Consider the following 18,897-nt stretch of genomic DNA (forward strand, 5'->3'; position numbering starts at 1 on the left):
GGAACTCAGCCCATGTCCACCAGCGCCGAAGTGGCCTTGCGGACCAGCGGCAGGACGAGCAGGAGCGTCGGGAAGGCAAAGACCCAGGACAGCGCCCAGGCGCTCATCCAGATGCCGGGCATCTCGGGCACCGGGCCCACACTGCGCAAGGTGCTGATCATCGACACCACGAAGGTCATGAGGATGGACAGAATCAGCGGCATGACCCAGCTGGCGGCGCGGGCGGGCAGCTTGCGAACGCCGAAGAAGGTTTTGGAGGGACGGGAAGACGGGTTCATTGGAAGCTCCAGGAGCCGGACAAGCAAGGCGCCATCTTTCCAGCGCAGACGCGTCGAAAGACTGCAACCCGGACGGGCCGGCTGCGGTTGGCGCGTTGCTTGACGTGAACGCTTACGGCGATTCATGCGAGCGCTGAATTGCATCGACATGTTAGCCGATCGCCCCTCGGCCATGCGGTCTCGGGCCGCCGCCTAAAATCCCTCCCCCGCCCACGTCCGCGTGCGCTGCTCGTCCCCGGTCTCCGATTCCTTCGCCAGAAAGCGCCCCCATGTCCGCCCCGCGCAAGCTCTTCGTCACCACCGCCCTGCCCTACGCCAACGGCAAGTTCCACATCGGCCACATCATGGAATACATCCAGGCCGACATCTGGGTGCGGGCACAGCGCATGTACGGCGCGGACGTCGCCTTCGTCTGCGCCGACGACGCGCACGGCGCTGCCATCACCATCGCGGCCGACAAGGCCGGCGTGACGCCGCAGGCCTTCGTCGCCGAGATCGCGGCCGGCCGCAAACCCTACCTCGACGGCTTCCACATCGCCTTCGACAACTGGAGCTCGACCGACTCGCCCGAGAACCACGACCTGGCGCGCGCGATCTACCGCGACCTGCGTGCTGCGGGATTGATCGAGACGCGCAGCGTCGAGCAGTTCTACGACCCCGAGAAGGGGATGTTCCTGGCCGACCGCTTCATCAAGGGCGAATGCCCGGTCTGCCATTCGAAGGACCAGTACGGCGACAACTGCGAGGTGTGCGGCGCCGTCTACGCGCCGACCGAACTGATCAACCCGTACTCGGCGCTGACCGGCGTCAAGCCCGAACTGCGCAGCTCCGACCACTTCTTCTTCAAGCTGTCGGACCCGCGCTGCGAGGCGTTCCTGAAGGAATGGACCACGGCCCCCGGCCACGTGCAGCCCGAGGTGCAGAACAAGATCCGCGAATGGCTCTACAAGGACGAAGAAGGCAAGGGTGGCCTGGGCGACTGGGACATCAGCCGCGACGCACCCTACTTCGGCATCGAGATCCCGGACGCGCCAGGCAAGTACTTCTACGTGTGGCTCGACGCGCCCGTGGGCTACCTCGCATCGTTGAAGAACCTGCTCGACAAGACCTGCGTCGAGGCCGCGGGCGACGGCATCTCGTACACCGACTACATGGCCGACCCTGAGCTGGAGCAGGTGCACTTCATCGGCAAGGACATCATCACCTTCCACACCCTGTTCTGGCCGGCGATGCTGCACTTCAGCGGCCGCAAGGCGCCGAATGCCATCTACGTGCACGGTCACCTGACGGTCAGCGGCGAAAAGATGAGCAAGAGCCGCGGCACCGGCATCGACCCGCTGAAGTACCTGTCGATCGGGCTGAACCCCGAGCATCTGCGCTACTACCTCGCCGCCAAGCTGAGCGGCCGCAATGAGGACATCGACTTCAACCCGGAAGACTTCGTCGCCCGGGTGAACAGCGACCTGGTCGGCAAGTACATCAACATCGCCAGCCGCGCGGCAGGCTTCATCGGCAAGCGCTTCGGCGGCAAGCTCGGTGTGGTGTCGGACGACGGTGCCGCATTGCTCGCGACGCTGCGCAACGAGGCCGAGGCGCTGCGCGTGCTCTACGACGGCCGCGACACCGCGCGCGCGCTGCGCGACACCATGGCGCTGGCCGACCGCGTGAACGAGTACGTCGATGCCAACAAGCCCTGGGAACTGGCGAAGAAGGAAGGCATGGAAGCGCGCCTGCACGACGTGTGCACCGTGTGCATCGAGGCCTTCCGCCTGCTCACGCTCTACCTCAAGCCGGTGCTGCCGGCGCTGGCCGAGAACGTCGAGCGCTTCCTGGCCATCGAGCCGCTGGAATGGGCGCACGCCACCGTGGCCCTGCCACCGGGCCATGCGATCGGCGAGTACAAGCACCTGATGCAGCGGGTCGACCCGAAGCTGCTCGACACGCTGTTCGAGGCACCCGCCGAAGTGGCCGCACCGGCTGCGGCCAATACCGACGCGCTGCCGGGCGGCGAAGCCATCGCCCCGACCATCGGCATCGACGACTTCACCAAGATCGACCTGCGCATCGCGAAGATCGTGGCCTGCGAGCCGGTCGAAGGCTCGACCAAGCTGCTGCGCCTGACGCTTGACGTGGGCGAGGCCCAGACGCGCAACGTGTTCAGCGGCATCGCCTCGGCCTACAAGCCCGAGCAGTTGGTCGGCAAGCTGACCGTGATGGTCGCCAACTTGGCGCCACGCAAGATGAAGTTCGGCGTCAGCGAAGGCATGGTGCTGGCCGCCAGCCATGCCGACGAAAAGGCCGCACCGGGCATCCACGTGCTGGAGCCGTGGCCGGGTGCGGTGCCTGGCATGCGGGTGCGCTGAGGGAACTGCATCCAGGGGCCCGTAGAATGCGCGCCCTTCCGCCCGCAGACGCCTCCTGATTGCGAGGCGGGGCACGTGCCATGCCCCACATCGTCGTCGAACAGCTGATCAAGACCTACCGGATTTCCGAGCGGGCGCCCGGCTTCGCCGGGGCGGTCCGCGGCGTCCTGCAACGGCGTCATCGCACGGTGGAGGCGCTCTCCGGCGTTTCCTTCTCCCTGGAGCGCGGCGAGTTGCTCGGCTTCATCGGCCCCAACGGGGCGGGCAAGTCGACCACTATCAAGATCCTGGCGGGCATCCTGCGGCCGGACGGCGGGCGCGTCGAGGTGAGCGGGCGCGACCCATTCCAAGACCGGGAGCAGCACGTCGGCCGCATCGGCGTGGTCTTCGGCCAGCGCACGCAGCTCTGGTGGGACCTGCCCGTGGGTGAAGGGTTCGACCTGCTGCGCGACATCTACCGCGTCGAACCCGCACGGTACCGCCGCACGCGCGACGAGTTGGTGTCGCTGCTGAAGCTCGATCGCGTGCTCGACCAGCCGGTACGGCAACTGTCCCTTGGGCAACGCATGCGCGCCGAGATTGCCGCGGCGCTGCTGCACGAGCCTGAACTGCTGTTCCTCGACGAACCGACCATCGGGCTCGACGCGCCGTCGAAGCTCGCGGTGCGCGACTTCGTGCGCCGCGCCAACCGCGAACGCGGGACCACCGTGCTGCTGACCACGCACGACATGCACGACATCGAAGCACTGGCCGAGCGGGTGATCGTGATCGGGCATGGCCGCGTGCTGGCGGACAGCCCGGTGGAGGCGTTGCGATCCCAGGTGCTCGCCGAGCGACGGTTGGTCGTGGACTTCGCGCACGAGGCGCCGACGCGGATCGCGCTGCCCGGCGTGGCCGTGCTGTCGCGCGAGGATCGGTCGCTGGTGCTGGGCTTCGACCCCGCGCGCACGGCCGCGGCCGCGCTCATCGCGCACATCGCCGCCGAACATGCGGTCGAGGACATCCGGCTGGAAGGCCTCGCGATCGAGGAAGTGATCTCCCGCTTCTACGCGATGCACGGGGCGGCAGAGGCGTGAACCTGCAGGACGCCGTGCGGCCCTACAGGGTCGCCTTTGCCTCGCGGTTCCTGCAGATGCTGCAGTACCGGACGGCGGCGCTCGCGGGCTTCGCCACGCAGTGCTGGTGGGGCGGCATCAAGGTGATGGTGCTGGCCGCCTTCTATGGCGGCGCAGCGGCATCCGCCCCGGCGGGCAGCCTGCCGATGACGCTCGCACATGCCGTCACCTACACGTGGCTCGCGCAGGGGCTGCTCGCACTGCTGCCCTGGGGTAGCGACCCCGAGGTCGCGCAGGCGGTGCGTACCGGCTCCGTGGCGTACGACCGCCTGCGGCCCGTCGACGCCTACGCGCTCTGGTACGCGCGCAGCGCCGGATGGATCGCCGCGCGCGTGCTGCCGCGGCTCGCGCTCATGGTCGCCTTCGCAGGGGTCGCTTTGCCGCTGGCCGGATGGGGCCAATGGGGCTGGCAACCACCCGCGGACCTCGCGGCGGCGCTCGTCTTCGTGCTCTCGGCCGTGCTGGCGCTGCTGCTGTCGACCGCGCTGGTGATGCTGCTCAACGTAGCCGCCACCGCGGCACTCAACGAACGCGGCATCAATGCCTTCGCGACGCCCCTGGTCGTGGTGCTGTCCGGCAACCTGCTGCCGCTGCCCCTGCTGCCCGAGTCATGGCAGACCGCGTTGCTGCTGCAGCCGCTGGCCGGCCTGATGGACATCCCGATGCGGCTGTACGCCGGGCGGCTGGCGGGCTGGCCGGCCGCGGGCGGGCTCGCACTGCAGGCCGGCTGGACGATCGCGCTCGTCGCACTTGGCCGGCTCGCGATGTCGCGCACCATGCGCCGCCTCGAAGTGCAAGGCGGCTGACGTGGGGGGCGTGGCCTTGTTTTTCCGGCTGGTGCTCGCGTCGCTGAAGGGCCAGGCGCTCTACCCGACGTCTGCCGTGCTGGCGACGCTGGCGCAGTTCCTCGTCACCGGCATCGAGGTCGTCGCCATCTGGGCGCTGTTCGATCGCTTCGGGACGGTGCAGGGATGGGCCCTGGGCGAAGTGGCGCTCTTCTACGGGCTGGTCAATGTCATGTTCGCCATCGCCGATGCGCTCGGACGCGGCTTCGATGTCCTGGGCACGGAGTTCCTGCGCACCGGCGCCTTCGATCGGCTCCTGTTGCGGCCCCGCACGCTGCCGCTGCAGCTGATGGGGCACGATCTGCGCATGAGCCGGCTCGGCCGCCTGGCGCAGGGGCTCATGGTGCTGGCCTACGCCACGGCACAGGCCGGCATCGCATGGACGCCCGCCCACGTCGGGCTGGCGCTGTTCGCGATCGCGGGCGGCGTCGCGCTGTTCCTCGGCATCCTGGTGCTGCAGGGCACGCTCGCCTTCTGGACGGTCGAAAGCCTGGAGGTCGCGAACATGTTCACCTACGGCGGCGTGGAGGCCGGCCAGTACCCCATCACGCTGTACGCACGGTGGTTTCGCCGCCTGCTGACCTTCGGGGTGCCATTGGCCTGCGTGGCGTACTACCCGGCGGTCGCCATCCTGGGCCGTGCCGATCCGCTGGGCGCTCCCGCATGGATCGGATGGCTGTCGCCGCTGGCGGGGTTCGTGTTCCTGGCGCTGTCCTTCCTCGCCTGGGGCCATGGCGTGCGGCGCTACACCTCCGCCGGCAGCTGAGCGATCGCTACGGCGCCTCGGTGCTGCGATCGTGCGACGAGCCGCTGCGCAGCACGCGCAGGTCGTCGTTCAGCACGGCGGTGAACACCATCGGCGAATTCGGCGGCTGCACCCAGCGCCAGTCCCACTCGGTCTCGCGCTTGAGCGGGTACGGCGTGACCTTGGCGGGCTTGCCGAGCATCTTGCGGAGGTCTTCCATCGACATGCCGGGCTGCACCTTCGCGAAGTTCTCGGGCGTGAGCACCTGGCGCAGCGCGCGCATCTTGCCGTCCGGGCCGATGGTGATCATGTAGTTCTTCTGGCCCTGGGGCTGGCGGTTGTATTCGAACACGCGGCCGTCCGGCGCGTCCCAGACGTTCTCGGGCTGGCCGAAGCGCGCGACCACGTCGGCTTCGGTGGAGACGCCCTCCTCCAGTTCCTTGATGGCCTGGTTGTCGCAGCCCGCCAAGGCCAGCAGTGCCGCCAGCATGCCCATGGTGATTCCCTTTCGCCAGTTTCCCTGTGCCATGTCCGTCCCCGGTAAAATCCGCCGCAAAGGTCCAGTCTATGTCCATCTTCAACCGCCCCCACTACACCTCCGAAGCCACCCAGTTCATCGACGAACTGAAGCGGAAGAAGCCCTCGCTCGAGGCGGAACAGCGCGCCGGCCGCGCCCTGCTCTGGGACAAGGCGCTCGACCGCAGCCAGCTCGACGAATACGGCCAGGCCCGCGTGGCCCAGCAGCCGTACGTCTACCAGACCCAAGCCAAGTAAGTGCGTCCTGCCGCCACGCAGGACGACGGCCCCCCGCCGATCGCCGCCATGCCCGAGGTCGTCGACCAGGTGGCGCTGGCCCGGCTCTACGGGGAGCCGCTGTTCGCGCTGCCCAACGACCTGTACATCCCGCCCGAGGCGCTGCAGGTCTTCCTCGAGGCCTTCGAAGGCCCGCTGGACCTGCTGCTCTACCTGATCCGCAAGCAGAACTTCAACATCCTCGACATTCCGATGGCCGGGCTGACGCGCCAGTACCTGGCCTACGTCGACCAGGTGCGCCGGACCAACCTCGAGCTCGCGGCCGAGTACCTGCTCATGGCTGCGATGCTGATCGAGATCAAGTCGCGCATGCTGCTGCCGCCCAAGAAGGTGGCCGACGGCGAGGAAGCCGAAGACCCGCGCGCAGAACTGGTCCGCCGCCTGCTCGAGTACGAGCAGACCAAGCTGCAGGCCGCGTCGATCAACGCCATGCCGACCTACGGCCGCGACTTCTGGAAGGCGCAGGTCTACATCGAGCAGTCGCTCAAGCCACGCTTCCCCGAGATGAACGTGGTCGACCTGCGCGACGCCTGGGCGGATATTCTCAAGCGCGCCAAGCTCGTGCAGCACCACAAGATCTCGCGTGAAGAGTTGAGCGTGCGGGAGCACATGAGCATCGTGCTGCGCCACCTGCAGGGGCGGCAGTTCGTCGAGTTCGAGAAGCTGTTCGACGTGAGCCGCGGCGTGCCGGTGCTGATCGTCACCTTCATCGCCCTGCTGGAGCTGGGCAAGGAAACGCTGGTCGAGATCACGCAGGCCGAGGCCTTCGCGCCGATCTACGTGCGGCTGGCCTACGCGCCGGTCTGAGCCTGCGCTTTCGCGTCAGACGACTTCAGGCGCCGGGTCGCGGCCCATCAGCGCGGCGACGGCCTCGGACGGCTGCATGCGGCCGTCCAGCAAAGCGACCACGCCTTCGGCGATCGGCATTTCGATGCCCAGGTGCCGGGCCCGCTGCACCACGCTGCGCGCGCAGTAGACGCCTTCGGCCACGTGGCCGAGGGATTCGACCGCCTGCGCCAGGGTGCGCCCCTGCGCCAGCAGCAGCCCGACCTTGCGGTTGCGCGACAGGTCGCCGGTGGCGGTCAGCACCAGGTCGCCCAGGCCGGACAGCCCCATGAAGGTCTCGGCGCGCGCACCCAGCGCGAGGCCGAAGCGGGTCATTTCCGTGAGGCCGCGCGTGATGAGCGCGGCGCGAGCGTTCAGGCCCAGTGACAGGCCATCGCACAGGCCGGTGGCGATGGCGAGCACGTTCTTGACCGCACCGCCGACCTCGACGCCCACGATGTCGTCGTTGGCGTAGACGCGCAGGCTGGGGCCATGGAAGGCCTCGACCAGCGCGGCCCGCACGTCCGTGTGCGCGCTCGCCGCCACCAGCGCGGTGGGCTGCCGGTGCGCGACTTCCTGCGCGAAGCTGGGGCCGCTGAGCACGCCGGCACGCAAGGCGGGCGCGACCTGCGCCTGGATTTCGTGCGGCAGCAGTCCGAAGGCACCGGCGGCGGTCGCCGTCTCGACGCCCTTGCAGAGCCAGGCGACCGGCACCTGGAGCCCTGCCAAAGCACCGAGCCGCTCGCGCAGCGCCGCCATCGGCGTGGCGACGATCACCAAGTCGGCATCGCGCGCGGCGGCCTGCGCCGGGCCGCCGATCAGGCCAAGCGAGGCCGGCAGCGGCACCGTCGGCAGGTAACGCTCGTTCTGCCGGGCACTGGCCATCGCGGCCCGTTGGGCATCATCGCGCGCCCACAGCGTGACCGCATGTCGGTCGGCTGCGTTCACGGCGAGCGCGGTACCCCAGGCACCGGCACCGAGCACGCAGATCCTCATCGAGCCTGCCCCGGAACGCTTACTGCGTGGTGATGGGCGTGGGCTGGCCGGCGGCCGCGGCTTGCTGCTGCTCGAACATGGCCTGGAAGTTGATCTCGGCCAGGTGCACCGGCGGGAAGCCGCCGCGCTGGATCACGTCGGCCACGTTGCCGCGCAGGTAGGGGTAGACGATCTGCGGGCAGGCAATGCCGAGGATCGGGCCCATCTGGTCTTCCGGCAGGTTGCGGATCTCGAAGATGCCGGCCTGCTTGGCCTCGACCAGGAACACGGTGCGGTCCTGCACCTTGGTCTGCACGGTGGCCGACACGGTGACTTCGTAGATGCCGTCGGTCACGGGCTGGGCGTCCACGCCGAGCTGGATGTCGACGGTGGGCTGCTCCTGTTCGAGCAGGATGGCCGGCGAATTGGGCTGCTCGAGCGACAGGTCCTTCAGGTAGACGCGCTGAATCTGGAACACGGGGTCTTGGGTGTCGGCCATGGCTGAACTTTCGGGTATCAAAACAACGCCCGCCCGGAAGGCGTTCCGAAGCGGGCTGAGAGGATGAACGGGCGATTATCGCCCCTGGAAATGACAGCCCTTCAGGCCGCCTGGAGCAGCGGGACCAGGCCGCCGCGGCCGTCCAGCGCGATCAGGTCGTCGCAGCCGCCGACGTGCGTGTCGCCGATGAAGATCTGCGGCACCGTGCGGCGCTGGGTGGTTTCCATCATCACGGCGCGGGCCTGGGGGTCGGTGTCGATGCGGATCTCCTCGATCTGCTCGACACCCTTGTTCTTGAGAATCTGTTTCGCGCGAATGCAGTAGGGGCAGACGGCGGTCGTGTACATCTTGACGGCTTGCATGGTCACTTCCAATCCGGTGGCCCGGCGGAATGCTCAGGCCTTTTCAATGGGCAGATTAGCGTCTTTCCACGATTTCAGCCCGCCGCCCACGACTTGGGCCTGCTCGTAGCCGAGCTTTTTGGCCGTCGCCAGCGCACGCTGGGCGCGGGCCCCCGTGGCACACATCAGCAGCACCGGCACCGACTTGTTCTTGACCGTGCCGGGCAGCTTCTGCTCGAGCTGGTCGAGCGGCACGTTGCGGGCGCCGGTGGCGTGGCCTGCGGCGTATTCCGCGGCGTCGCGCACATCGATCATCACGGCGCGTTCACGGTTGATCAACTGCACGGCGCCTTGCGCCGTGAGCGACCCGCCGCCGGTGCCGCGGATCAGCGGCCAGGCCAGCATGGCGCCCGAGCTGACCGCAATCAGGATCAGCATCCAGTTGTCGACAATGAATTTCACAGTATTCCTTGAATGGCAAACCGCGGATTTTAGAATGGCGTACCCGGCAGCCCCCTGCCCTTCGAATCCATCCCCCGCCCAAAGGCCTTTCCCCATGCACAAACTGGTACTGATCCGCCACGGCGAATCGACCTGGAATCTCGAGAACCGCTTCACCGGCTGGACCGACGTCGACCTGACCGAGACCGGCGTGGAACAGGCCAAGCAGGCCGGCCGGCTGCTCAAGGCCGAAGGCTACGACTTCGACGTGGCCTACACCAGCGTGCTCAAGCGCGCCACCCGCACGCTCTGGCACACGCTCGACGAACTCGACCGCACCTGGCTGCCGGTGGTGCATTCGTGGCGCCTCAACGAGCGCCACTACGGCGGCCTGCAGGGCCTGAACAAGGCCGAGACCGCCAAGAAGTACGGCGACGAGCAGGTGCTGGTCTGGCGCCGCAGCTACGACACGCCACCGCCGCCGCTGGAGGCCAACGACCCGCGCAGCGAACGCAGCGACATCCGCTACGCCAAGCTGTCGCCCGAGCAGATCCCGCTGACCGAGTGCCTGAAGGACACGGTGGCCCGCGTGCTGCCGTTCTGGAACGAATCGATGGCTCCGGCCATCCGCAGCGGCCGCCGCCTGGTGGTGGCGGCGCACGGCAATTCGATCCGCGCGCTCGTGAAGTACCTCGACGGCGTGTCCGACAGCGACATCGTGGGCCTGAACATCCCGAACGGCATCCCGCTGGTCTACGAGCTGGACGACGAGCTCAAGCCGCTGCGCCATTACTACCTCGGCGATGCTGCCGCCGCCGAGAAAGCCGCTGCCGCCGTGGCCTCGCAGGGAAAAGCTTGATCGGTTCGAGGAACCCCGGCAAGCGAATTGCTTCAAAGCTAGCTATATTGCCTTGATACCCGACTAGGACACTCCATGGGCCAGAAACTCAAAATCACCGGCTGGGTTGCAGCCGGCGCCGTGGCCGGCGTGCTGACCACCGTCTCGCTTCAGACCGTGGCACGCGGCTCCTTGGCCCCTCTGCCGCTGGAGGAATTGCAGCAGCTGGCCGCCGTCTTCGGCATGGTCAAGAGCGACTACGTCGAACCCGTCGACGAGAAGAAGCTCATCTCCGACGCCATTTCCGGCATGGTGGCCGGGCTCGACCCTCACTCGCAGTACTTCGACAAGAAGTCCTTCAAGGAATTTCGTGAGGGCACGACCGGGCGCTTCGTCGGGGTCGGCATCGAGATTTCGCAGGAAGACGGCCTGGTGAAGGTCGTCTCGCCGATCGAGGGCTCGCCCGCCTTCCGCGCCGGCCTCAAGCCGAACGACCTGATCACCAAGATCGACGACACCGCCGTGCGCGGCCTGTCGCTGAACGACGCGGTCAAGCGCATGCGCGGCGAGGCCAACACGAAGGTGCTGCTGACCATCTTCCGCAAGGACGAGAACCGCACCTTCCCGGTGACCATCACGCGCGAGGAAATCCGCACGCAATCGGTGCGCGGCAAGGTCATGGAACCCGGTTACGGCTGGATCCGCCTGTCGCAGTTCCAGGAGCGCACGGTCGACGACTTCGTCAAGAAGGTCGAAGAGATCTACAAGCAGGAACCCAACCTCAAGGGCCTGGTGCTCGACCTGCGCAACGACCCGGGCGGCCTGCTCGACGCGGCCGTCGCCATCTCGTCGGCCTTCCTGCCGGAGAACGTGACCGTGGTGTCCACCGACGGCCAGCTGGCCGAGAGCAAGTCGGTCTACAAGGCGGCGCCGGAGTTCTACCAGCGCCGTGCCGGCAGCGACCCGCTGCGCGGCCTGCCGGCGGCGCTCAAGACGGTGCCGCTGGTCGTGCTGGTCAACGAAGGCTCGGCCTCGGCCAGCGAGATCGTGGCCGGCGCCCTGCAGGACCACAAGCGCGCCACCGTGATGGGCAGCCAGACCTTCGGCAAGGGCTCGGTGCAGACCGTGCGCCCGCTCGGCCCGGACACCGGCCTGAAGATCACGACCGCCCGCTACTACACGCCGAGCGGCGCGTCGATCCAGGCCAAGGGCATCGTGCCCAACGTGCTGGTCGACGAAAGCGCCGAGGGCAGCCCCTTCGCCGCCCTGCGCATGCGCGAGGCCGACCTCGAGAAGCACCTGGCCAGCGGCCAGGGCCCCGAGCAGAAGGATCCGGAGCGCGAAAAGGCCCGTGACGACGCCCGCAAGCGCCTTGAGGAAGAAGCCAAGAAGCCGCCGCAGGACCGCAAGGTGCCCGAATTCGGCACCGACAAGGACTTCCCGCTGGTGCAGGCGATGAACCGCCTGAAGGGCGCGCCGGTGCTGGTCAGCAAGACGCAGGTCATCGTCGAGAACAAGGACGAGAAGAAAGAGAACTGAGGAGCCGGCGCGCGTGGACGACGACGCACTGTTGCGCCATTCGCGCCATGTCCTGCTGGAGGAATACGGCATCGACGGCCAGATGCGCGTCGGTGCCGGCCATGTGCTCGTCATCGGCGCCGGCGGGCTGGGCTCGCCGGTCTGCCTCTACCTCGCGGCGGCGGGCGTCGGGCGCATCACGCTGGTCGACGACGACCTTGTCGACCTGACCAATCTCCAGCGCCAGATCGCGCACACCACGGCCCGCGTGGGCCAGGCCAAGGTGACCTCCGCCGCCGAGGCGATGCGGGCCATCAACCCGGACATCGCCATCGCCACGCACGCGCTGCGCGCCGACGCCGCCATGCTCGCCACGCTCGTGGCGGCCGCCGACGTGGTGGTCGACTGCAGCGACAACTTCGCGACGCGTCATGCCGTCAACCGGGCCTGCGTGGCGCATGCCAAGCCGCTGGTGGCCGGGGCCGCCATCCGCTTCGACGGGCAGCTCAGCGTGTACGACACGCGCGATGAAGCCTCCCCCTGCTATGCCTGTGTGTTTCCCGCCGACGCCGACTTCGAGGAAACGCGCTGCGCCGTGCTGGGCGCCTTCGGCCCCGTCGTCGGGACCATCGGCACCCTGCAGGCGAGCGAAGCCCTGAAGCTGCTCGCGGGCATCTCGCCGTCGATGGCGGGCCGGCTCCTGATGTTCGACGGGCGCGCCACGCAGTTCGACAGCCTGCGGCTGGCACGCGATCCCGAATGCCCGGTGTGCGCAGCGCACCGCGCAGGCCGCTGGTCGAAGACCGCCCGCTAGGCGGGACGACCGCTCACTGCTTGGCGGCCTTGCCCTTGGCCGCGCCGTCGGTGGCGGCCTTCGAGATCGGCTGGCGCGCCCGCTTCAGCACCTCCTGGCAATCGGCATCCACACCCGGGCCGGTCTCGATCGTCGCCGCCAGTGCCAGCAGTGGGTTGATCGCGCCCAGCGCGAGGGCTACCAGGCCGCGCGCGGCCAGCGGGGCCGCCTTGACACCGCCCGAGGGCGAACCGAAGGTGCCGCCGATGACCAGCGGCGTGCGCAGCGAGAGGATGCTCATGTCCTTGGGCTCCTGGCGCACGATGAAGTCCAGCGTCTCATTCGACAGATTGGCCTGCCCTTCGGCATGGAAGACCGTGTCGGCGGTGTCGAAGACCAGGCTGCGCCCGGCCATCACCCCCTTGTTCACGTCGAAGGCCACGGCGGCGCAGCGCAGGGTCACGTTGTTGTCGCCGCCGAGCAGGAACTTCACGATCTCGGCACCATCCAGGCCCATGAACTCCAGCAGCAGGTTGCTGAACTCGCCGCGCCCGGTGATGGCACTCACGTCACCCGAGGCACCACCCAGCCAGCTCGCCACGGAATTGCCGCGACCCGACAGGTTGATGCGCCCGTCGAGCCGGCCGAAGCTGGTGCGCAAGGTCTCGACCTTGGGGATCAGCCGGTTGAGTTGCATCGCCCGGATCTCGAGCGAGGCACGGATGTCCGCGGGCGACTGCGTCGCGTCGATGCGGATCGCACCGGCCAGCCGGCCCGACGCCACCCCGAGGTCGAGCGGATCCAGCGTCAGCACGCCGTCCTGCAACTTGACGTGCACGCTGCCCTTGTCGAGCGGAATGTCGCGCACGTTGCGGATGCGATCGGCCGTGTAGCGAACGTCGGCATTCATCGCGCGCAGCCGTTCGAAGTCCAGCGTGGCGGTCGGCAGCACCTTGTCGCCCGAACGCGAGGACTTTTTCACCTGATCGACCGACGGCGGCGGCGTCACCCCTTCGACGGCCTTGGCCGAACGCTCCGTCGGCGGCAGGCCGATCAGGGGCCCGAGATCATCCATGTCCATCACGGCCGAACGCAGGCTGCCGCCCAGCCGCGGCGTCTTCTGGCCCTGGTCGAACTGCATGTCCCCACCGATATCCGACAGGCCCAGCTTGCCCTTCATGCCCTTGACTTCCCACAGCGCAGCCGTCTTCTGCAGGCGACCGCTCAGCGCGTAGGGCGATGTTTCGGGCAAGGCGATGCCGAGCAGACGGTACAGATCGCCCAGGCTCTGGCCGCGCACGTCGAAGGTGGCATCGATGCCGTCCAGACCACTCAGCGTGGCGACGGTGCCCTTGGCCTTGAGCTTGGTCTGGCCCGCAGCCGCATCGATCTCCAGCGGAAACGGCGGCTGTCCCGCTTCGGTGAGCTGCAGTACGTTGCCCGTGCGCCCCTGCGCCGTCAGCGGTTGGCGCTGGTAGGTGCCCTTGATGCGGTAGTGGAGCGGCATCTCGCCGCGCGCACTGTCGAAGTCGACGTCCGCATGCAGGTCGACGCCGAGGTGTGCGGCCAGGAAATCGATTCCCCCCCGATCCACCTGCACCAACCCGATGGTGGGGACGGTGCCTTCGTCGGACGTGTCCTTGCCGAGCGCCCAGGTGCGCCGGCCGTCCTTCTCCATCTGCAGACCGACCGTGGGCGACGCCAGCATGAGGCGCGGGATCACCACCTTCTGGCGCAACAGCGGCCACAAGCGCAGGTCGACCTCGGCACGCTCGGCCTTCACCAGGTAGGGGTCGCGTGCCCAGGACGGATTGGCGAACTCGATGCCATCGAGCTTGATGGTGGCGCTGCGCCAGCCGAGGTCGACATCGAGGCGCCGGGTGATCTCGAACTTGCGCCCGGTCTTCTCACTCACGTAGCGGTTCACCGGCTCACGCAGCGTGTCCCAGGGGAAGAAGAGAACCACGAGCACCAGCAGAAGAACGAATGCCGACAGGCTCATGCCCACGATGAAGACCCAGCGCGGTACACGGGAGGATTCGTTCTGCATGGCTGTCCCTTGTTGGATGGTGTTCTTCGCGACGAGGCCGATGGCCACGTGGCGCCACGTCACGCGCGTCACCGAGAATCGCAAGCGTATGCCGCGTCGGCATCCGCGGCGGTCGGTGTCGCCCGTCTGGAGGTGTGGGCGATTGCCTACGGTGGAGCGACTTGAAATAAGGTCAGAATCCACCTACAGGGCGAACCCCTATCGCCCGGCATGATCATCCACGCAGCCGCCAGAACCTCTCACGATGCCTATCACTCGCACAGCAGACCATCCGGCGACACGCAGGGGAGCCAGCTTTTCGGCAGGGACACCCGCTTGAGAACCTACATCGTCGAAGACAACGCCACGATCCGCGAAAACCTGGTCGGCACGCTCGAGGAACTCACCTGCATCGAGACCATCGGGCATGCGGAGGCAGAGGGAGAGGCACGCCAATGGTTGAGCGACCATCCCGATGACTGGGAACTGGCGATCGTCGACCTGTTTCTGAAACAGGGCAGCGGCCTCGGCGTGCTGCAGGCGTGCGCCACGCGCCAATCCCATCAGAAGGTGGTGGTGCTGAGCAACTACGCGACCACGGAGATCCGCAAGCGCTGCGCCGAATTGGGCGTGGATGCGGTGTTCGACAAATCCAACGAGATCGACGCACTGATCGACTTCTGCGTTGCGCAGACCTCGGTGCGCCAACCGAAGAGCAGCGCCCGCTGAGCCGGGGGGCTCAACAGGCCCGCGCAGCCCTCAATCGATGAGCTTGTTCTTCAGCGCGTAGTACGTGAGGTCGCTGTTGGAGGAGAGGTTCATCTTCTCCATCAGGCGCGTGCGGTACGTACTCACCGTCTTGACCGACAGCGACAGCGTCTTGGCGATGTCGCCGGCCGTCTCGCCCTTGGCCAGCTTCAGGAACACCTGGAACTCGCGCTCCGACAACTGCTCGTGCGGCGCCGCATCATCCTTGCGGTCGAGCTGGCGCGCCAGCAGTTCGGCGACCGCCGGCGTGATGTAGCGGCGACCCAGCGAGACGGTACGGATCGCGTTCACGATCTCGATCGGATCGCATTCCTTGTTCAGGTAGCCGCTCGCCCCCTGGCGGATCAGGTTCATGGCGTAGTGCTCTTCCGGGTAGCCGCTCAGGATGAGGATCCCGACATCCGGTGCCTTCGCGCGAATCATCGCGAGCGCGTCGATGCCGCTCTGGCCGGGCATCGACAGGTCCATCACCAACACATCGAGTTCGGTCGTGCGAACCAGTTCGATGGCTTCACGCCCCGTGCCGGCTTCACCGACCACCCGCAGGTCCACGTGCTCGGAGAAAAACTGGCGCAAGCCGGAGCGCACGATGGCGTGGTCATCCACAATTCCGATCTTGATCATCTGTTACCTTCTTTGTTTTCCTGCGCGTTCGATCGTCGCAATATGCTGACCCCTGAACGGCATCGATTATTCACGAATTTGACTGTCAGGCGTCTTGCGGAGACCTCATGCGCTGGTTAGCTTTTCCGAAGATGGCCTTGAGCCTCGCGCTGGCCACTCTGGCCGCGCTGATGCTCGTGGGCATCAACGAGGTCGGCTTCCGGCAGTCGCATCAGGCGCTGATCGAGGTCCGGGATGCCCAGAGCGTCCGACAGACGCTCAACGAGCTTCTTCTGAACCTCGTCGATGCTGAAACGGGTCAGCGCGGCTATCTGTTGACCGGCGAGGCGCAATATCGCGAACCGTACGACCAGGCGGTGCGGAAGGTCGACGGCCAATTGAGCGCCCTGCGCACCTTCTACGCCGGCCGGCCCGCCGAGAGCGCCCATCTGACGCAACTGGCCACGCACGTCGGCCGCAAGATGGCCGAGATGGACATGAGCGTCCGGCTGCGCAAGGACGGCAAGGAAGAAGCCTGGAAATTCGTCATCACCACCGATGTGGGGCGCGAGGAGATGGTCGCGATCCGCACGCAGGCCAGCGCCCTGATCGACAGCAGCGACGCCGCGCTGCGCAGCGGCCAGGCGCAGATCGCCAAGTCGCTGCGCCTGGCCCGCGTGGGCATCGCGCTGATCGCGGTCATCGCGCTCGTCGCCTTCTACCTGTACCTGCGGCAGACGCACGCCCTGCGCTCGATCGGTGAGCGCCAACAGGAAGCGCTGCAACGCGAGCGCAACGCGCTCGAGACCGAGGTACAGGAGCGCACCGCCAGCCTGGCCGAGCTCGCGACCCACCTCCAGGAGGTACGGGAGAACGAACGTGGCCACCTCGCACGGGAGTTGCACGACGAACTCGGCTCGCTGCTGACGGCCGCCAAGCTGGACGTGGCGCGCCTCAAGTCGCGGCTGGTCGACGCGCCAGACGCCACGCAGCGGCTGCAGCACCTGACCGAACTGCTCAACAGCGGCATCGCCCTGAAGCGCCGCATCATCGAAGACCTGCGGCCCTCCTCGCTCGCCAACCTCGGGCTGGTGGCCTCGCTGGAAATCCTGGGCCGGGAGTTCGCCGACCGCTCCGGCATGCAGGTCGAGCTGGCGCTCGAACCGGTGGTGCTCGACGAGGCCCGCCAGCTCACGGTCTACCGCATGGTGCAGGAGAGCCTCACGAACATCGGCAAGTACGCGGACGCGACCGAGGCGACGATCGTGATGAAGGACTACGGCACGCATGTCACGGTCGAAGTGGTGGACGACGGCAAGGGCTTCGACCTGCAGCGCCTGCGGCCCGCAACCCACGGCCTGGCGGGCATGCGCCACCGCGTCGAGGCCGCCCAGGGCAAGCTGACGGTGAGCTCGTCCCCCGGCAAGGGCACGCGGGTGAGCATCATGCTGCCGGTCGGCGCGCGATCGGCGGGTCGCCGCGTGGCCGGCTGACGCTTCTCTCCTACGACGCCAGCCCGCGGCTGCTGACAGGGCCGCCAGGCCACCGCGCTATCGTTGAATCAAGCCGCGATTTCCCCGCGCTGCGCCGGAGCCCAACGTCGTTAGGATGGACAGGCCTTGCACATTCATCACCCTCAGAAAGGAACTTCCATGAACATCAAGACAGCATCGCAGCTCGCCGACGAAGCCAGCAAGACGGCCAACGACGCCATCGAGTCGACCCGTGCCTATGCGCAGAACGCCGTGAACGCCGCGGGTGAGAAGGTGCGCGACCTGCGCCGTGAGGCCGAGCCGACCGTCGAGCAGATCGCCGCACGCGTGCAGCAGGCCGTGCAGCGCGGCCTCGACGCAGCGTCGACCACCAGTGCCCGTGCACAGCGCCGCCTCGAGCAGGCCGCGGACGTGACCGGCAAGTACATTGCCGATCAGCCCATGCGCTCGGTGCTCATCGCCGCAGCGGCCGGTGCGGCCATCACGGCGCTGATCGTCCTGGCCAGCCGCCGCAGCCCGCGCGACGACTACTGAGCCCGAGTCGCTGGCGGCCGGCACCCTGTTTGAAATTGCAGCATGCCGACGGACAGCGCCTCGCACCGAGAACGCCTGCACGCCGCGCGTCAGGCGTTGCTTGAGCCGCATCCATCCGACGGCGCCGCCATGGAGCGCCTCTCTTCCCCGGAGCCAGGCTCCGCACCGCCGGTTCGTCCTGCCCCCTTCCCCTGGGAAGAGATCGCCCTTCAGCTCGGGCGGCGCTGGTGGCAGCGCCACCCCGCCAACGCCGCCGCCCGGTTGGCGCACCCCGCGCTGGCCCGGTTGGCGGCGACCCATCCCGCGACATTGATCGCCGGCGCGGCGACCGTCGGCGCGATCGCCATGCTCGTGAAGCCCTGGCGGTTGCTGTCGGTCACGGCCGTCGCGGCTGCGCTGTTCAAGTCTTCGGACGTGGCCGACTGGGTCACGCTGCTCGCCTCTTCCGACAAAAACAAGGACGAAACGTCCGCCGCACGAAAGGATCGACGATGAATACCACCGCTTCCGCCCAGCCCGTATCGGGCGACCGGCTCACCCTGGACGAAGGCGCGATCGACGCTGCGCGCAAGAGCCTGGACGACGGGGCGTTGACGCCCAGCTACGGCCCCTGGCGCGACGACATCGTGAAGCTGCTCAACGACGCGCTGGCCACGGAACTGGTCTGCGTGCTGCGCTACAAGCGCCACTACTTCACCGCCAACGGCGTGTCCTCGCCGGCCATCGCCGACGAGTTCCTGGTGCATGCGAACGAAGAGTCCGCGCATGCCGACCGCATCGCCGAACGCATCGTCCAGTTGGGCGGCGAGCCGGACTTCTCGCCGGCCACGCTGCTGGCACGCAGCCACGCCAGCTACGACGAGTCGGAAAACCTCCAGGCGATGGTGCGGGCGAACCTGGTGGCCGAACGCATCGCTGTTGAGACCTACCGTCAGATGATCGTCCTGATCGGCGACAAGGACCCGACGACCCGGCGCATGCTCGAAGACATCCTGTCCGACGAGGAAGAGCACGCGGACGAACTCAAGGATTGGCTCGGCCACTGAGCCGTCTCCGGCCCACAAAAAACCCGGCAACGCCG

At 67.7% G+C, this 18,897-nt stretch carries 22 protein-coding genes; 14 read left to right on the forward strand and 8 right to left on the reverse strand.

The window, feature by feature from the left end:
- Window positions 1–5: 5 nt before the first annotated feature.
- The gene (locus QTH86_RS11695; protein ID WP_286644518.1) at window positions 6–278 is read right to left on the reverse strand and encodes a DUF2798 domain-containing protein; all 273 of its coding nucleotides are present in this window, start codon (window positions 276–278) and stop codon (window positions 6–8) included.
- Window positions 279–547: 269 nt separating this feature from the next.
- On the opposite strand from QTH86_RS11695, the gene metG reads away from it, so the two are divergent.
- The 4 genes from metG to QTH86_RS11715 all read left to right on the forward strand — a co-directional run bounded on the left by metG (window position 548) and on the right by QTH86_RS11715 (window position 5,367).
- Window positions 548–2,641, forward strand: coding sequence for a methionine--tRNA ligase (gene metG / locus QTH86_RS11700; protein WP_286644517.1), 2,094 nt, complete (start codon window positions 548–550; stop codon window positions 2,639–2,641).
- A gap of 80 nt (window positions 2,642–2,721) precedes the next feature.
- Window positions 2,722–3,717 carry an ABC transporter ATP-binding protein gene (locus tag QTH86_RS11705; RefSeq protein WP_286644516.1) on the forward strand — a complete coding sequence of 332 codons (996 nt, stop codon included), beginning with the start codon at window positions 2,722–2,724 and terminating at the stop codon, window positions 3,715–3,717.
- Between the two features lie 56 nt (window positions 3,718–3,773).
- Window positions 3,774–4,562, forward strand: coding sequence for an ABC transporter permease (locus QTH86_RS11710; RefSeq protein ID WP_444813806.1), 789 nt, complete (start codon window positions 3,774–3,776; stop codon window positions 4,560–4,562).
- Between the two features lies 1 nt (window position 4,563).
- Window positions 4,564–5,367: an ABC transporter permease gene (locus QTH86_RS11715; RefSeq protein ID WP_286644514.1), complete on the forward strand. Its 804-nt coding sequence runs from the start codon at window positions 4,564–4,566 to the stop codon at window positions 5,365–5,367.
- A gap of 7 nt (window positions 5,368–5,374) precedes the next feature.
- Here QTH86_RS11715 and QTH86_RS11720 read toward each other — a convergent pair whose 3' ends face one another.
- Window positions 5,375–5,842, reverse strand: a complete 468-nt coding sequence (locus tag QTH86_RS11720) for an outer membrane protein assembly factor BamE (RefSeq protein WP_444813736.1) — start codon at window positions 5,840–5,842, stop codon at window positions 5,375–5,377.
- Between the two features lie 71 nt (window positions 5,843–5,913).
- Between QTH86_RS11720 and QTH86_RS11725 the strand changes: the two genes are divergently transcribed.
- Together QTH86_RS11725 and QTH86_RS11730 are read left to right on the forward strand one after the other, a co-directional pair.
- Window positions 5,914–6,120, forward strand: coding sequence for a DUF3460 family protein (locus tag QTH86_RS11725; protein ID WP_286644513.1), 207 nt, complete (start codon window positions 5,914–5,916; stop codon window positions 6,118–6,120).
- Window positions 6,121–6,168: 48 nt separating this feature from the next.
- Window positions 6,169–6,966, forward strand: a complete 798-nt coding sequence (locus tag QTH86_RS11730) for a segregation and condensation protein A (RefSeq protein WP_286646714.1) — start codon at window positions 6,169–6,171, stop codon at window positions 6,964–6,966.
- A gap of 15 nt (window positions 6,967–6,981) precedes the next feature.
- Here QTH86_RS11730 and QTH86_RS11735 read toward each other — a convergent pair whose 3' ends face one another.
- The 4 genes from QTH86_RS11735 to QTH86_RS11750 form a co-directional block, all read right to left on the reverse strand.
- Window positions 6,982–7,980 carry an NAD(P)H-dependent glycerol-3-phosphate dehydrogenase gene (locus tag QTH86_RS11735; protein WP_286644512.1) on the reverse strand — a complete coding sequence of 333 codons (999 nt, stop codon included), beginning with the start codon at window positions 7,978–7,980 and terminating at the stop codon, window positions 6,982–6,984.
- Between the two features lie 19 nt (window positions 7,981–7,999).
- Window positions 8,000–8,458, reverse strand: coding sequence for a protein-export chaperone SecB (gene secB, locus QTH86_RS11740; protein ID WP_286644511.1), 459 nt, complete (start codon window positions 8,456–8,458; stop codon window positions 8,000–8,002).
- Window positions 8,459–8,559: 101 nt separating this feature from the next.
- Window positions 8,560–8,820 (reverse strand): glutaredoxin 3, encoded by a 261-nt coding sequence (gene grxC / locus QTH86_RS11745; protein ID WP_286644510.1) that lies wholly within the window; start codon window positions 8,818–8,820, stop codon window positions 8,560–8,562.
- 33 nt (window positions 8,821–8,853) lie between these two features.
- Complete coding sequence (locus QTH86_RS11750) at window positions 8,854–9,261, reverse strand: rhodanese-like domain-containing protein (RefSeq protein WP_286644509.1); 408 nt, start codon at window positions 9,259–9,261, stop codon at window positions 8,854–8,856.
- 94 nt (window positions 9,262–9,355) lie between these two features.
- Between QTH86_RS11750 and gpmA the strand changes: the two genes are divergently transcribed.
- From gpmA to QTH86_RS11765, 3 genes are all read left to right on the forward strand, one after another.
- Window positions 9,356–10,099: a 2,3-diphosphoglycerate-dependent phosphoglycerate mutase gene (gene gpmA / locus QTH86_RS11755; protein WP_286644508.1), complete on the forward strand. Its 744-nt coding sequence runs from the start codon at window positions 9,356–9,358 to the stop codon at window positions 10,097–10,099.
- Window positions 10,100–10,174: 75 nt separating this feature from the next.
- A complete protein-coding gene (locus QTH86_RS11760; RefSeq protein ID WP_286644507.1) occupies window positions 10,175–11,617 on the forward strand; it encodes a S41 family peptidase in 1,443 nt (480 codons plus the stop codon).
- Between the two features lie 13 nt (window positions 11,618–11,630).
- The gene (locus QTH86_RS11765) at window positions 11,631–12,410 is read left to right on the forward strand and encodes a HesA/MoeB/ThiF family protein (protein ID WP_286644506.1); all 780 of its coding nucleotides are present in this window, start codon (window positions 11,631–11,633) and stop codon (window positions 12,408–12,410) included.
- Between the two features lie 13 nt (window positions 12,411–12,423).
- Here QTH86_RS11765 and QTH86_RS11770 read toward each other — a convergent pair whose 3' ends face one another.
- Window positions 12,424–14,439, reverse strand: a complete 2,016-nt coding sequence (locus tag QTH86_RS11770) for an AsmA family protein (protein WP_286644505.1) — start codon at window positions 14,437–14,439, stop codon at window positions 12,424–12,426.
- 315 nt (window positions 14,440–14,754) lie between these two features.
- Between QTH86_RS11770 and QTH86_RS11775 the strand changes: the two genes are divergently transcribed.
- Window positions 14,755–15,147 (forward strand): response regulator, encoded by a 393-nt coding sequence (locus QTH86_RS11775; protein ID WP_286646713.1) that lies wholly within the window; start codon window positions 14,755–14,757, stop codon window positions 15,145–15,147.
- A gap of 30 nt (window positions 15,148–15,177) precedes the next feature.
- Here QTH86_RS11775 and QTH86_RS11780 read toward each other — a convergent pair whose 3' ends face one another.
- Window positions 15,178–15,810 (reverse strand): response regulator, encoded by a 633-nt coding sequence (locus QTH86_RS11780; protein WP_262075092.1) that lies wholly within the window; start codon window positions 15,808–15,810, stop codon window positions 15,178–15,180.
- A gap of 107 nt (window positions 15,811–15,917) precedes the next feature.
- Between QTH86_RS11780 and QTH86_RS11785 the strand changes: the two genes are divergently transcribed.
- The 4 genes from QTH86_RS11785 to QTH86_RS11800 all read left to right on the forward strand — a co-directional run bounded on the left by QTH86_RS11785 (window position 15,918) and on the right by QTH86_RS11800 (window position 18,862).
- The gene (locus QTH86_RS11785) at window positions 15,918–17,282 is read left to right on the forward strand and encodes a CHASE3 domain-containing protein (protein WP_286644504.1); all 1,365 of its coding nucleotides are present in this window, start codon (window positions 15,918–15,920) and stop codon (window positions 17,280–17,282) included.
- Window positions 17,283–17,441: 159 nt separating this feature from the next.
- Window positions 17,442–17,816 carry a hypothetical protein gene (locus QTH86_RS11790; protein ID WP_286644503.1) on the forward strand — a complete coding sequence of 125 codons (375 nt, stop codon included), beginning with the start codon at window positions 17,442–17,444 and terminating at the stop codon, window positions 17,814–17,816.
- A gap of 42 nt (window positions 17,817–17,858) precedes the next feature.
- Window positions 17,859–18,311: a hypothetical protein gene (locus QTH86_RS11795; RefSeq protein WP_286644502.1), complete on the forward strand. Its 453-nt coding sequence runs from the start codon at window positions 17,859–17,861 to the stop codon at window positions 18,309–18,311.
- Entirely contained in the window at window positions 18,308–18,862 is a 555-nt protein-coding gene (locus QTH86_RS11800; protein ID WP_286644501.1) for a ferritin-like domain-containing protein, read from the forward strand. The genes QTH86_RS11795 and QTH86_RS11800 overlap by 4 nt, the downstream gene beginning before the upstream one ends.
- The last annotated feature ends 35 nt before the right edge of the window (window positions 18,863–18,897 follow it).

The organism is Variovorax sp. J2L1-78 (assembly GCF_030317205.1).
Lineage (GTDB): Bacteria > Pseudomonadota > Gammaproteobacteria > Burkholderiales > Burkholderiaceae_C > Variovorax > Variovorax arabinosiphilus.

Excerpts from the sequence above, each read along its gene's own strand:
- QTH86_RS11760 (WP_286644507.1), top strand. The coding sequence starts at position 10,175 with ATGGGCCAGAAACTCAAAATCACCGGCTGGGTTGCAGCCGGCGCCGTG.
- QTH86_RS11725 (WP_286644513.1), top strand. The coding sequence starts at position 5,914 with ATGTCCATCTTCAACCGCCCCCACTACACCTCCGAAGCCACCCAGTTC.
- metG (WP_286644517.1), top strand. The coding sequence starts at position 548 with ATGTCCGCCCCGCGCAAGCTCTTCGTCACCACCGCCCTGCCCTACGCC.
- QTH86_RS11785 (WP_286644504.1), top strand. The coding sequence starts at position 15,918 with ATGCGCTGGTTAGCTTTTCCGAAGATGGCCTTGAGCCTCGCGCTGGCC.
- secB (WP_286644511.1), bottom strand. The coding sequence starts at position 8,458 with ATGGCCGACACCCAAGACCCCGTGTTCCAGATTCAGCGCGTCTACCTG.
- QTH86_RS11720 (WP_444813736.1), bottom strand. The coding sequence starts at position 5,842 with ATGGGCATGCTGGCGGCACTGCTGGCCTTGGCGGGCTGCGACAACCAG.
- QTH86_RS11730 (WP_286646714.1), top strand. The coding sequence starts at position 6,169 with ATGCCCGAGGTCGTCGACCAGGTGGCGCTGGCCCGGCTCTACGGGGAG.
- QTH86_RS11695 (WP_286644518.1), bottom strand. The coding sequence starts at position 278 with ATGAACCCGTCTTCCCGTCCCTCCAAAACCTTCTTCGGCGTTCGCAAG.
- gpmA (WP_286644508.1), top strand. The coding sequence starts at position 9,356 with ATGCACAAACTGGTACTGATCCGCCACGGCGAATCGACCTGGAATCTC.
- QTH86_RS11770 (WP_286644505.1), bottom strand. The coding sequence starts at position 14,439 with ATGCAGAACGAATCCTCCCGTGTACCGCGCTGGGTCTTCATCGTGGGC.
- QTH86_RS11795 (WP_286644502.1), top strand. The coding sequence starts at position 17,859 with ATGCCGACGGACAGCGCCTCGCACCGAGAACGCCTGCACGCCGCGCGT.
- QTH86_RS11705 (WP_286644516.1), top strand. The coding sequence starts at position 2,722 with ATGCCCCACATCGTCGTCGAACAGCTGATCAAGACCTACCGGATTTCC.
- QTH86_RS11735 (WP_286644512.1), bottom strand. The coding sequence starts at position 7,980 with ATGAGGATCTGCGTGCTCGGTGCCGGTGCCTGGGGTACCGCGCTCGCC.
- QTH86_RS11790 (WP_286644503.1), top strand. The coding sequence starts at position 17,442 with ATGAACATCAAGACAGCATCGCAGCTCGCCGACGAAGCCAGCAAGACG.
- QTH86_RS11800 (WP_286644501.1), top strand. The coding sequence starts at position 18,308 with ATGAATACCACCGCTTCCGCCCAGCCCGTATCGGGCGACCGGCTCACC.
- QTH86_RS11710 (WP_444813806.1), top strand. The coding sequence starts at position 3,774 with ATGCTGCAGTACCGGACGGCGGCGCTCGCGGGCTTCGCCACGCAGTGC.
- QTH86_RS11780 (WP_262075092.1), bottom strand. The coding sequence starts at position 15,810 with ATGATCAAGATCGGAATTGTGGATGACCACGCCATCGTGCGCTCCGGC.
- grxC (WP_286644510.1), bottom strand. The coding sequence starts at position 8,820 with ATGCAAGCCGTCAAGATGTACACGACCGCCGTCTGCCCCTACTGCATT.